This is a genomic window from Streptomyces sp. NPDC026394 (assembly GCF_055567735.1).
On record NZ_JBVHPX010000052.1, the window covers coordinates 1 to 11820 of the forward strand.

Sequence of the window (11820 nt, forward strand, 5' to 3'; positions counted from 1 at the left end):
GATGTCCAGCGCGGTGACCTGCGCGCAGCCGGAGAGCGCGGCGGTGACGGAGATGACGCCCGTGCCGCAGCCCACCTCCAGGAACGAGCCGCCCTCCGGGTACGGCAGGGCAGAGGCCATCACCTCGGTCGCCGCGGTGATGGTGCCGGGGAAGCTTTACCCGCGGCGGGCCCAAGCACCCCACCTACGCCGCACTGCAAGAGCTCGGCCGCGCCGTACGGACCATCTTCGCCTGCGACTATCTCGCCAGCCCCGACCTGCGCCGGGAGATCCATGGCGCTGGAACAGCGCGAACACCGTGCTGCACTACGGCAAGGACGGCGCGCTGACCGGCCCGAACAAGGAGCACGCCGAGACCTCGATGCTCGCCCTGCATCTGCTGCAGTCCGCGCTCGTGCACGTCAACACCCTGCTGGTCCGACAGATTCTCGCCGAACCCGCCTGGGCGAAGAAGTTGACGGACGAGGACCGTCGCGGCCTGACCGCCTTGTTCTGGTCGAACGTCAACCCGTACGGCACCTTCCGGCTGGAGATGGACAAACGCCTGGATCTGCTGCCGCTGGGAGATGCCGACACCGTTCCCGGCCCTCGTCGAGCCGCCGGCAACGCGCGGCGCGGCGTCGGTCGGCAAGAGCGCTGAGCCGGTGGGCCAGCTACTTCTCCAGCGCTTCGGCGCCGGTGGCTGTGGGCGTGAGACCGGCGATGGGTAGCGTCTTAGCGCGGCTTGCGGGCGCGAGCGGAGGTCATGGCGATGCCGACGTCGGTAAATCCTGGCTCAGCGATCATGGCGTACAGTGCATCGATTTGCCCGGAAGTCACCAGGCCAAGCTGCAGCAGGGACGGGGTGGCCTGGTCGACGGTGGCCTTCCAGAATGCGTGGGTGGCGCTGTCGTCACCGATCACGCCGGGCGTGACGGTGGCTTGGACGTCCTTCAGCCCGAGGTCGCGCAGGGCGTCGGGCATGGTCTCGGCCCAGCGCAGATCTGTGCCGACTGCGGTGCGCAGGAGTTCCTCGCCCGCACTGGTGACCTGTTTGAGTAGGAGATGCGGCGAATTGTCCACGACGGCGACGGACAAGTCCTCGACGACCAGCCAGCCGCCGGGGCGTACCCAGCTGGCTGCACGCCGCAGAACGCGGTCGCGGTCGGGGAGGTGAGACAGCAGCGCGCGGGTGTGGACGAGGTCGAAGGTTCCCGCGGGGAAGTCGTCGTGGGCTGCGTCGTGACGCAGGACCTCGATTGTTTCCGAGGGCGGGAAGTCAAGGAACCGGGTGTCGGTGTCGGTTGCCGTAACCCGTCCCGCGGGGTAGCGGTCGGCCAGCCAGGCCGCGACGGATCCGGCGCCGGCGCCAAGGTCCAGGCATCGGGCGGCCTGCGGGAGGTCTAGGTCGGCGAGAACGCTGAAGGTTGCGGTGTCGAAGGCGCGCTCCAGCGTGCGCAACCGGTCGAGTTCGGTGTCGACGCTATGCCCGAGATAGCTGCTGTCGTAGGACTTCGTGGTGCCGGTCACAGTGAAACCTTCAGGTTGGCCGGGAAGCGGTTGAGGAAGCCGGTCTCCACGGGGCGGAATCCGGGGGTCCAGCGAAGGTTGGGGAACTCCGCGAGCAGGAGCCGTATGCCGGTGGTGATCTCGGCGCGGGCGAGATGTGCCCCGAGGCAGAAGTGTCGGCCGGCGCCGAACGCGAAGTGGCTGGCCGCTCCCGCGTACTCGCGGTCGATGCGTCCGTCGACGCGGTGTGGGTCGAACACATCGGGATCGGTAAACCGCTGGGGATCGCGGTTCGCAGCGCCGATCAGGCAGGCGATGGTGGCATCCGCCGGTACCGTCCCAGAAGGCAGGTCCACTGCTTCTCTGCTCTGCCGCAGCACCAGTTGCAGGGGGGGATTACGGCGTAGCGTCTCCGCGAGCGCGAGGTCGAGTTCCGCGGGGTCCTCACGGGCCGCGGCGAGCACATCCGGATGGTTGAGGAGATTGGCTATCAGGTTCGCTGTGGCGCCGTGGCTGGTCTCGCTGCCGGCTGTGAGCAGGATCGCGCAGCAGCTGCGGATGTTCGCCTCCGACAGCGGCTGCCCGTCGACCTCAGCGGCGAGCAGCGCCGAGATCAGATCGTCGCTCGGGCGGGTGCGGCGCTCATCGATATACGGTTGCAGGTAGTTGTAGAAGTCGTCCCGATTGCGGAGGCCGCCGGTCAGCAGCGCCGGGTCCTGCCGGTAGTTGCCCAGGTAGGAAAAACCGACGGCACACCAGTCTTTGAGCCGCCGCAGCTGTTCTGGCGTCTCCGCCGGCAAGCCGAGCGCACCGGCCATGACCTGGATCGGCAGCGGGATGGTGAATTCGGTGATCAGGTCCACCCGTTCCCGGCCCCGCAGCCGGGAGACCAGAGCCTCGCAGACCGCGTTGATAGAGGACTGCAGGGCGGCCAGAGCGCGGCCCCGGAACGAGGGGGTGAGCAGCGCCCGGTGGGCAGCGTGCTCGCGGCCGTCCATCGACACAATGGTGTGCCCGAGCAACGGGCCGATCTGCCAGGTGTAGTTCTCGTTACTGAAGCGAGGGTCAGTCAGTGCACTCTGGACGTCGGCGTGGCGACTCAGCAGCCATGTGTCGGTGGGCTCGTCGTAGGCGACCGGCATCTCGGTCCGCAGCCGCGCGTACAGCGGATAGGGATCGGTCTCGAAGTCCCGGGACTTCAGCGAGGGCGGAGCCGGACTCTTTTCCCCCCGGGCTGTGCCGCCCGGGGCGGTCTCGGCTTGGAGGTGATAGCGGGACACACTGGCGTGCCAGTCCACGGAAGCGCGGATCACCTGCGCAAGCCGCGCCGGCCGGGACGGTGCGGCTTCCAGATCAGTGTCCGGACAGTCGGGCCGGGCCTCGGCGGCTTGGTGCCCGGCGTGCCGTTGCCGCACCTTGGCGAACCGACTCAGCGCGGCCGCTACCTTGTCGTGCGCGGTGTCCAGCGCGGACTGCCAGTCCAAGCCGCGCTCCTCGGCGAGCACGGCGACCAGGTTGAAGCGCTCACCGAGGACGATGTCCTTCGCCACCGAGTGGATATCGTTGGTCCACGCGATGATGTCAGCGGCGTGTTCCCGCAACGAAGTCAAACAACCCTCGGCGCAGGGATCGGCGGGATGAACCGCCCCATCGGCGGTGTCAATCAGGTCGAAGAAGAACAGCGCGCCGAAGGTATCGCGCCGCATCGTCACGTATTCCGCCACCCCCATGCTGGCTGACTGTTCCCGCCCGCGCACCAGCTCGCACTGCGCGTTCAGGTGCCGCAGCAGGTGGCCACGTATTTGGTCCGCTCCCGGGCCGGGCCGGCCTGGGGCCGCAGCCAGTCGGCGGGTGCGCGGCCACAGGTCGTGGGCGAGCACCGCAAGCATCGGGTCATGTGCGCCATCGACGGCACGGCCGTGGACGATCGCCTCTACCGCCTCGGTGAAGTCCTCCAGCGCTCCGTCGGCAGCCCAGGGACCGTCATCAATCCGGTCGTCCAGCACGAGCGCCCACAGGAACCAGTCCATCAGCACGGTGGCGCCGTTCCACGGCGCCTGCCCGGCGAGCGCCAGCGGCAGTCCGAGCAGCGGGGTGTCAGCCAGCCTTGCCGATCCCCGCGGGCCGATCAGTCCATGTTGATGCCCCCAATCGATGGTACGCGCGCTGAGCGCCTCGGCATCCGCCCGGGGCTCAGGAGCAGGAAAGGGCACGCAGATGTCAGGAATGCTCAGTATCGGGAAAACGGCAGCACTCATACTCAGTCGAGCCTCCAGATCGAGACGCCGCAACATCCAGTGCGGGCCAGCCCGTAATAATCTACGCCAATCGGGTGATGTGCCGGAAACACGACACTCCGGTGTAAGTTGTCGCGGGCGGGCATGCCGCCAGCCCCGAAAGTGTCGGGAAACGATCCTTTGACGACAGGGCGCCCACGCGCCCAATGACCCGTGTAATCCCGGGGCTCACGGCGGCGCGAATCCGATCAGATCCGATGGTGATTGCTGACAGGGTCTGACGACAGATAGGCTCCGATCCTCCGCGCGCAAAGGGGCCTTGATGGCGAACCTGGTCTACAAGCGGGTCTCGACCGACCAGCAGTCGACCGCCCGGCAAAACCTCGTCCTCGCCGAGGCCGGCATCGAGGACCCGGTCACCTTCGAGGAGCAGGCTGGCACCTCCAGCCGCCTCCACCCGCTTGAGCGCCCGAAGTTCGGCGAGCTCCTGACCTACGCGCGGCCCGGCGACACCGTGCACATCTCCGAGATGTTCCGCCTCGTACGCGGCACCGGCCACATCCTCGACGTGCTCGACGTCCTCCACCGCGACCGCCTCGCCCTGCGCATCCACGACGGCGCCTTCTCCGCCATGGACCTCACCGCCCGCCACCCGCGTACCGGCGAGCTGCTGTCCACCGTGAAGTTCATGGTGCAGACCCTCGCCGCCGCCGGCGAGCTGCAGCGCGACCTCCAGCGCGGGCTCACCTACGACGGGCTACGGGCCGCCGAGGCCAAGGGCAGCAAGGGCGGCCGCCGCCCGGCCATCACCGCCGAGAAGACGGCGGCGGTCCGTACGGCGTACCTGGACGGGGGATCCATCGCCGCCCTGGCCCGCGAGCACGGGGTCAGCCGCGGCGCCGTCCGTACGGCCGTCGCCGACCTCGTGCCCGAGCACCACGCCCCCGACGACGGAGCCTCGGCCCCGGTGCTGCCCGTCGTCCTCGACATGCCGGGCAAGGTCGCCGACTTCCTGCGCAAGCTCGAACTGGACGAAGCCGAGCGCGCTGCCATCGCCGACGGAGAGACCGTACGGCGAGGCCAGGGCTACACCCTCCGCATCACCGCCGTGCCCGCGATCCACCGCCAACTCCTCGACCGCTGCCAGCCGCAAGGCCCGCCGTGAGTACGCGAGCCGCGTGAATGCCCTGCCCGAAGCCGTGAACGAGCACCTCTGAAGCTACCGGCCGGTTACTTGTCCCATGGTGTCTGAGCTAGGACACCGGGGCCGGGTGGGGACGCGCAGGAGCTTGGCGAGCCGGGGCACCTTGGTGAAGCGGCCGGTGTGGTAGGTGCCGGCGACCGCTCCGGAACGCGAGCGGCAGGGTGAGCCTGGCCGTGTGTGACAGCGCGGGCAGGGGTGGCGCTCGACGTCGTCCGCGTCGCTTGCCTGCGCGGTTTGAGGGTCCGTCATGACCCCGGATCGTGTCACAAACCATGCCCAGAACAGTTACTGACTTTGTCTGCGCGATGTCGTCAGGGAAAGTCCGGTCGCGGTGAGGCAGCTGTCGATGATGTCGCTGCGGTATTGAATCTGGCGGAGCCGTCGGCGGAGGGCTGCGAGGAGGTGGTCGGGGTCGGTGAAGGCGGTGTTGGCCTGGCAGCGCCTGCGCAGGAGTGACCAGATGCCTTCGACGGGGTTGAGGTCGGGTGCGTAGGGCGGCAGGTAGTGGGTGGTGATCCAGTCGTGGCTGTCGACGAAGGCACGCAGCCGGGCGTCCTTGTGCACAGTGAAGTCGATCCGGGGCGCGGTGCCGGTCTCGTCGACCGGCCCGTTTTCCCGGACCGCTTCCCGCACCCGGCGTGCCCGTTTCCGGGCACCGGGCGCTCCACAAGCCCTGCTGGCGGCTCGTGTGGTGTCTCATTCCAGGCTTGGCCACGGGTTCGGGATGACTGTTCCCCGGTAGCGGTAACGCGTGGTGGTCACCTTGGCGGGGTTGAACAGTGGCCTTTCGTCCGAGGCCGGCCACCATCCGACATCGCAGTAGCGGCGGCGGAGGTCCTTCCAGGTGGCCCGGCGGTGTTTGCGACGCAACCAGCCTCCGACCTGGCGCCACGCGTAGTGGCTCAGGTAGGCGAACGTGCGGCTGGACACGCCGGGCCGGAAGTAGACGCACCAGCCCTTGAGCGCCGGATTGAGCTGACGCAGCAGGGCATCGAGCGGCTGGCTCGTGTCCGTCGTCCGGCACATCGTCCTGACCTTGCCCGTCATGGCCTTGACGGCCTTGCCGGACGGATAGGTGTAGATGAAGTGCCGGTTGCTGCCCCGTTTCCGGTGGCGCTGGATGCGCCATCCCAGGAAGTCGAGGCCCTCATCGATGTGGGTAATCAGGGTCTACTCCGGCGACAGGCGCAGGCCCATCGTCGAGAGCACTCCTGCGATTTCCTCCCTGAGGGTTTCGGCGTCATCCTTCGTGCCCGTGACCATCAGACACCAGTCGTCCGCTTATGCCGTGCGCCGGGTTATGCCGACTGCGGTAGTCGGGAGCGTGATGGGCTCCGTGCCCGCCTTGAAGCGATCGGCATAACCCGTGTCCTCCTGCTCAGAGAGTCTGGAGGAATGCCAACAGGGTGTCCGGGGCGGTGTAGCGTCCCGGTGTGCTGCCGGAGGGGGCGGTCCGCGCGAGGGCGCGTTCCTTGATGCTCATGTCGGCGTGCAGGTAAATTTGTGTTGTTTCGGTTGATTCGTGGCCGAGCCAGAGCGCGATCACGGAGATGTCGACTCCTGCGTGCAGGAGTGCCATTGCGGCACTGTGCCGCAGGGTGTGTGGGGTGACGTGCTTGCTGGCCAGGGACGGACAGGTTGCTGCGGCGGCCCGTGCGTGCTTGGCGACGAGGTGCTCGACGGCGTCCCGGCTGAGCGGGGTGCCACGACGGATCGGGAACAGCGGATCGTCTTGCTCGCCGCCTCGTTCCTTCAGCCAGATCTTGAGCACTTTGACGGTGTCGCTGGTCAGTGGGGTGCACCGGTCCTTGCGGCCCTTGCCATGGCAGCGCAGGTGGGGGCCAGTGCCCAGATGGACGTCCTGGAGGGTGAGGCGGGTCAGCTCGCTGACGCGCAGTCCGGTGTGGACCCCGGTCAGGAGCAGGGCGTGATCGCGCCGGCCGGTCCAGGTGGTGCGGTCCGGTGCGGCGATCAGGGCGTCGGTCTCGGTGGTGGTGAGGTAGTTCACAATGGCCCGGTCGAAGCGTTTCGGCGGGATCGCCAGCACCCGCTGGATCACCGCTGCGTGTTCGGGGGCCCGCAGGGCCGCGTAGCGGAAGAACGAACGGATCGCGGCGAGACGGGCGTTGCGGGTCGCCGCGGTGTTGCCGCGGATGGTTTCGAGGTGCTGGAGGAACGCTCCGATCGTCGGTGCGTCCAGGTCGGTGATGCTCAAGCGGGTCGGCCGGTGGCCGGTGCGCTGCTCTGCGAAGCCGAGCAGGAGGGTGAAGGTGTCCCGGTAGGCGGCGACGGTGTGCGGGCTGGCTTGGAGTTGGAGCATCAGTTTGTCGGTGAAGAAGCCCTGTAGCAGGGGCGCGAGGTCGCTCATGGCCGGCCTCCGAAGCTGTGCTCCAGGCGGGCCGCGGCCAGGGACAGTAGTTCCGGCGAGCCGGAGAGATACCAGTAGGTGGACTTCGGGTCGGCGTGACCGAGGTAGGTGGTCAGCAGCGGGAGCTTGGCCTGCACGTCTTCGCCGCTCTGGTACCACTGAAGCAAGGTCGTGGTCGCGAACGTGTGCCTCAGGTCGTGTAAGCGGGGCCTGCGGCGCCTCTGGCCTGCAGTGATGCCCGCCGCAGCCAGTAGCTGGACGAAGGCGCGCGGGAGGTTGTGGGAGTCCAGACGGGTGCCGCGGGTGGAGACCAGGAAGGACGCTGTGCTCGGGGCGGGCCGCTGGAGATCGCGCTCGCGGGCATACCTCCGCAGGGCCGTGACGGTAGTGGCATGCACCGGGACCTGCCTTGACTTGCCGAACTTCGTCTCCCTCACGGTGGGAACACCACCAGCGAGGTCGACGTCGGTGCGGTCCAGGCCGCAGGCTTCGGACGTGCGCAGGCCGCTCACGGCCAGCAGGCCGAGGAAGGTGTGCCAGGTCCGGGCCCGGAAGGCCGGATTGAGGGTGCTCGTCGCCGCGAGCAGGCGGTCCAGCTCGTCGGGGGTGAACAGGTGCGGGGTGATGCGCCGGTAGTGGTGCGGCAGTGCGTCATCGGGCGGGATCTCGGTGGCCGGCTCCAGAGTCTTGAGGTGCCGGGCGAAGATCCGCACGACCATCAGCCGTCGGCTCCAGTGCACTTCATCGGTGCTGCGAGACGTACTGGTTGCCCAGGCGAGCGCGGCCCGGGTGGTCAGGACGGTGTCACCCGTGTCCTCCAGGTAGCCGATGAAGCTCATCAGCTTCTCGCCGAAGGTGGTCAGCTTGAACCCCAGCCGTCGGCGCATGGCCAGGTACTCCTGCGCGTGCTGTCGGATCGTGGTCATCGTGCACCGCCTTGTGGCCACGACTGGGCCAGGGTCCGCAGGGCTTCGTGGTCGACTTTCGCGTAGATGGTGGTGCTCAACTGACTGCGGTGGCGCAGTACTTGGCCGACCTCGGGCAGTGGTGCCCCGGCCCGCAGGATCGTGGTGGCCAGCGTGTGGCGGAGCCGGTGGGCTCCCAGTCGTGGCAGTCCGGCCCTCTCGCATGCCCGTCCCATGATCGCTCGGATGCAGTTGTCCGGTGAGTGCCTGATAGGGGGCCCTGGCGGTGAGGAACACGGCCGTGGCCGAACACCGGGGACGGCCGCTCATCAGATAGTCCGAGATGGCCTCGCCGACCTCGGCGGTCAGCGGCAGCCGCTCGACGCGGGAGCCCTTGCCCCGCACGGCGATCTCTCCCGCGTGCCAGTCGATGTCGCTCAGCTGGAGCGCGGCGACTTCCGCGCCGCGCAGTCCGAGACGAGCGAGCACCGTCAGCACGGCCCTGTCCCGCAGTCCCGCCGAAGAGTCCGGATCCGATGCGGCCAGCAGCGCGGACACCTGGGACGGTTCCAGTCCGCGGGGCAGGGAAGCGAGCCGCCAGCCCGCCACCGAGGGCACTGCCCCGGTCAGCGCCACCGGGATCCGGCCGTCCACGTGCAGGTAGCGCAGCAGTGATCGGACCGCGGTCACCAGGGCTTTCGCCGACCACACACTATCGGCGTCCGCGGTATGCCGCACCATGAACACAGTCACCTGCGCGGCATCCAACCGGGCCAGCGAGTCGTCCAGCGGCGCCGGCAGCGCGGCAAGAAACTTGCGGGCCTGTCCGCAGTAGCAGCGGACCGACTCGGCAGCCAAGCCCCGCTCGCCGCGCAGGTAGGCGGCGTAGTCCGCCAGCATCTCCTGCACCGCGTCGCCGCCCACCTCAGCCGCACCCGGAACCGCGCCGGCCTGCCGCAGCACCCTGATCACCGCTCCCAGAGACCGCCGGGCCACCGGCTCCGAGGAGCACACCGCCCGCCGGAAGAGCAGGAACTCTTCCACCCTCGCCGGTGTCAGCCCGGCCGCGGCGAGTTCACGCCGATCCATCCACAGGCTCAGGCGGCACGCCGAGCCGTCGGCTCGGTCTCCGTCCCTTATGGGATCTGCACGGAGCCGACGAACGTCGCCGCTGCCGGGCAGGACTGCCCTCTGCGATTTCGCTGCATCGGCTGCGGACACTTCCGCACCGATGTCTCCTACCTACCCGACCTGGAGGCATACCTCGCCGACCTCCTGCGCAGTCGCGAACGGATTGCGGCGTTCGCGGCCGAGGCGTGGGCGAAGGCCGAGGCGTTGCCCTCCGACGAAGAGATCAGCAAAGTCCGTCGACTGATCAAACGCGTCCGCGCCGATCTCGGTGACCTCACCCCCGAGGAAAAAGCACAGGTCCAAGAGGCCGTTGCCCTCGTCCGGCGCACGCGGCGAGTAGTTCCTCTGGGCATGCCCAAGGTCGGCCCGCCCACTCTCGATGTCCGTCCAGGAAGGTCGGCCTCATGACCAACGCGATGATCGACGGTCGGCGCGCCGACTCAAACCGTCGCCGCGAACGGGTACTGAAAGCGCTGGACGCCCTGATCACCAGCGGTGAAGACATCACGGTCTCGGGACTCGCCCGATCCGCGCGAGTGGATCGCACCTTTCTCTATCGCCACCAGGACCTCCTCGAGCGTGTTCACGCCGCCGCGACGACCCCGGCAGAGCAGGGGCGGATCGCGGCCGTCAGCCGCGCATCGCTGCAGACCGACCTGGCCAATGCCCTCGACCGCAACCGACGTCTGACGACCCGGGTCCGCCAGCTGGAACAGCGTCTGTCCGATCAGCTCGGCGAAGCGGTCTGGGCCGAGTCCGGCCTCGGCGCCCCTGCCGACGTTGATCAACTCCAGCGGCAGATCGTCAGGCTGGAGCAGGAGCTCGCGGACAAGGCCAACGAGCTGGAGCAACGCACTGAGGAACTTGAAGCCGCACGAGCCGCCAACCGTGAGCTGACCCGCGCGCTCAACACCGGCCCCCCGGCTCCGTGACACCACCCCTTCGGGGGATAGCACCACACCTGTTGCACAGCATAAGTTGGGCACCGCTACCGCTGAGCTGCGACGTTGTGGTTCATCCAACTCCTGCAGCGGGCCATCCCCCAGAGAAGGGGCGTTGACGCTGTAGCGGGCCAGGATGCGGGTGGCGAACTGCTCGCGGACTTCCGGGCCGCCGAGGGCGCGTGCGGTGGCGGACTGGGCGACCAGCAGCACGTGCATGCGCAGCTGGCGGCCCATGAACAGGATCTCGTTGAGGGCGTCGCCGGCCGGGGAGACCTTCGGGTCGCCGGACTCGCGGATCTTCTCCCAGTAGCGGGCCAGCTGCTTCATCGTCGCGTTGACCTCTTCGAGGAGGATCAGCACCCGGGGGCCGATGGCGTGCGGGTCGGCGTCGATGCCGAGATCGTCGGCGATGCGGGTGCGGCGCCGGCCTTCCATGCCGAGGGCGATGAGCTGGTCGTGGATGTCGGCGATGTCGCGGCAGTAGGTGACGCCGTCGATGCCGTTGGCCCACGGGTGGGAGATCCGCTTGGTGTCCAGAACGACGACGCGTGCGCCGTGGTGGAGCATCTGGCACGCGATGCAGCGCAGGGTCGCGGACTTGCCGCCGCCGGTGGAGGCGTTGACCAGGATGTGCGGGGAGTCGGCGTCCAGGTCGACGGCGACGACCCGGCCGCCGGCGCCGATCCCGATGACGGGCGCGGATTCTGGGGCCTGGGCCACCAGCTCGCGGACCTTGGGGTCCTTGAAGGGTGCCTTGGCCGGGGGCTTGCGGGTCTTTTTCACCAGCACATACGGTGCGGCGCCGGCCGGGTGCCAGGAGAAGGTGACGCCCTCCAGGGCGAGCTTTTGGGTGATGAGGTCGGCGACGATGTCGCGGGAGAAGCCCAGGCTGGTGGGCAGGTCGATGCGTATCTGTGCGTCGTCGTCACAGAAGTTCTTCGGGATGTGCAGGTAGCGGCGCGGATCGGTCTGCTCCGCGATCCCCAGCGGCCGGTGGAGCGCCTGGTGCAGCGGGACGATCCACTCGCGCATCAGCTCCCGCCGCTCCCGGCCGAGGATCCCGTACGCCAGGCCGCCCGCGGCCGCGGCACCGGCCGCGCCGATACCGCCGGTCTCCAGCACCTGGAGCAGGTCCTGCGGCTCCTCCCAGATCACGCGGGCGGTCTGGAGGGTGGTGTCCGGGTGGCGGCCGGCCAGGTAGCCGGTCTCGGTGACCGCGCCCAGGACGGTCAGCCGTACGGCCAGGTGCTGCCACCCAGCCCGGTAGGAGACACGGTGCACCCGGCCCTCCGCTTACAGGGAGGACACGGGCTGGTTAGGGCACGTCTTGAGACTCGGAATGCCCTGCTGGCTGAGTAATCATCGCCCGTCCTGCGCGCGGTGTCGTTCCTTGTCTGAAGTTCTAGGGCCGAACGGTACCTTTCTGCGATTTGGTTCAGTTTTCTGTTCGAGGTAAAAGTAGGTCGAGTTGCGCGGCTGTCGGCGCAATGGTCGGCACATGGGTCACTTGCTTGCGTGATGGACGAGTGGCGGTCGAGTGAGA

10 protein-coding genes and 3 pseudogenes are annotated in these 11820 nt (G+C 68.5%); 4 read left to right on the top strand and 9 right to left on the bottom strand.

The window, feature by feature from the left end; translation table 11 throughout:
* A pseudogene (locus tag ACZ4QV_RS41985) lies at positions 1-153 on the bottom strand (methyltransferase); the annotation flags it as partial.
* A 41-nt stretch (positions 154-194) separates the two neighbouring features.
* Here ACZ4QV_RS41985 and ACZ4QV_RS41990 point away from each other — a divergent pair.
* Positions 195-329, top strand: a complete 135-nt coding sequence (locus ACZ4QV_RS41990; protein WP_361592898.1) for a Tn3 family transposase — start codon at positions 195-197, stop codon at positions 327-329.
* A complete protein-coding gene (locus ACZ4QV_RS41995; RefSeq protein ID WP_361592879.1) occupies positions 299-640 on the top strand; it encodes a Tn3 family transposase in 342 nt (113 codons plus the stop codon). The genes ACZ4QV_RS41990 and ACZ4QV_RS41995 overlap by 31 nt, the downstream gene beginning before the upstream one ends.
* Before the next feature lie 74 nt (positions 641-714).
* On the opposite strand, the gene ACZ4QV_RS42000 is transcribed toward ACZ4QV_RS41995, so the two are convergent.
* Positions 715-1509 (bottom strand): methyltransferase domain-containing protein, encoded by a 795-nt coding sequence (locus tag ACZ4QV_RS42000; protein WP_361592882.1) that lies wholly within the window; start codon positions 1507-1509, stop codon positions 715-717.
* The gene (locus tag ACZ4QV_RS42005) at positions 1506-3746 is read right to left on the bottom strand and encodes a cytochrome P450 (RefSeq protein WP_467764517.1); all 2241 of its coding nucleotides are present in this window, start codon (positions 3744-3746) and stop codon (positions 1506-1508) included. Before ACZ4QV_RS42005 ends, ACZ4QV_RS42000 begins: the two co-directional genes overlap by 4 nt.
* Positions 3747-4047: 301 nt before the next feature.
* On the opposite strand from ACZ4QV_RS42005, the gene ACZ4QV_RS42010 reads away from it, so the two are divergent.
* Positions 4048-4890 carry a recombinase family protein gene (locus ACZ4QV_RS42010; RefSeq protein WP_467764518.1) on the top strand — a complete coding sequence of 281 codons (843 nt, stop codon included), beginning with the start codon at positions 4048-4050 and terminating at the stop codon, positions 4888-4890.
* 54 nt (positions 4891-4944) lie between these two features.
* On the opposite strand, the gene ACZ4QV_RS42015 is transcribed toward ACZ4QV_RS42010, so the two are convergent.
* From ACZ4QV_RS42015 to ACZ4QV_RS42035, 5 genes and pseudogenes are all read right to left on the bottom strand, one after another.
* The gene (locus tag ACZ4QV_RS42015; protein ID WP_467764519.1) at positions 4945-5178 is read right to left on the bottom strand and encodes a zinc finger domain-containing protein; all 234 of its coding nucleotides are present in this window, start codon (positions 5176-5178) and stop codon (positions 4945-4947) included.
* A gap of 36 nt (positions 5179-5214) precedes the next feature.
* Positions 5215-5493, bottom strand: a pseudogene (locus tag ACZ4QV_RS42020) (transposase); the annotation flags it as partial.
* A gap of 132 nt (positions 5494-5625) precedes the next feature.
* Positions 5626-5976 (bottom strand): group II intron maturase-specific domain-containing protein, encoded by a 351-nt coding sequence (locus ACZ4QV_RS42025; RefSeq protein WP_467764520.1) that lies wholly within the window; start codon positions 5974-5976, stop codon positions 5626-5628.
* Positions 5977-6307: 331 nt separating this feature from the next.
* Positions 6308-7297 (bottom strand): tyrosine-type recombinase/integrase, encoded by a 990-nt coding sequence (locus tag ACZ4QV_RS42030; RefSeq protein WP_361161059.1) that lies wholly within the window; start codon positions 7295-7297, stop codon positions 6308-6310.
* Complete coding sequence (locus tag ACZ4QV_RS42035; RefSeq protein WP_467764521.1) at positions 7294-9291, bottom strand: tyrosine-type recombinase/integrase; 1998 nt, start codon at positions 9289-9291, stop codon at positions 7294-7296. Before ACZ4QV_RS42035 ends, ACZ4QV_RS42030 begins: the two co-directional genes overlap by 4 nt.
* A gap of 458 nt (positions 9292-9749) precedes the next feature.
* Here ACZ4QV_RS42035 and ACZ4QV_RS42040 point away from each other — a divergent pair, with 458 nt between their 5' ends.
* Complete coding sequence (locus ACZ4QV_RS42040; RefSeq protein ID WP_467764522.1) at positions 9750-10265, top strand: DUF6262 family protein; 516 nt, start codon at positions 9750-9752, stop codon at positions 10263-10265.
* A 552-nt stretch (positions 10266-10817) separates the two neighbouring features.
* Here ACZ4QV_RS42040 and ACZ4QV_RS42045 read toward each other — a convergent pair.
* Positions 10818-11309 (bottom strand): annotated as a pseudogene (locus tag ACZ4QV_RS42045) (pRL2-11); the annotation flags it as partial.
* Between the last annotated feature and the right edge of the window lie 511 nt (positions 11310-11820).

Excerpts from the sequence above, each read along its gene's own strand:
- ACZ4QV_RS42025 (WP_467764520.1), bottom strand. The coding sequence starts at position 5,976 with ATGACGGGCAAGGTCAGGACGATGTGCCGGACGACGGACACGAGCCAG.
- ACZ4QV_RS42030 (WP_361161059.1), bottom strand. The coding sequence starts at position 7,297 with ATGAGCGACCTCGCGCCCCTGCTACAGGGCTTCTTCACCGACAAACTG.
- ACZ4QV_RS42005 (WP_467764517.1), bottom strand. The coding sequence starts at position 3,746 with ATGAGTGCTGCCGTTTTCCCGATACTGAGCATTCCTGACATCTGCGTG.
- ACZ4QV_RS42040 (WP_467764522.1), top strand. The coding sequence starts at position 9,750 with ATGATCGACGGTCGGCGCGCCGACTCAAACCGTCGCCGCGAACGGGTA.
- ACZ4QV_RS42035 (WP_467764521.1), bottom strand. The coding sequence starts at position 9,291 with ATGGATCGGCGTGAACTCGCCGCGGCCGGGCTGACACCGGCGAGGGTG.
- ACZ4QV_RS42015 (WP_467764519.1), bottom strand. The coding sequence starts at position 5,178 with ATGACGGACCCTCAAACCGCGCAGGCAAGCGACGCGGACGACGTCGAG.
- ACZ4QV_RS42010 (WP_467764518.1), top strand. The coding sequence starts at position 4,048 with ATGGCGAACCTGGTCTACAAGCGGGTCTCGACCGACCAGCAGTCGACC.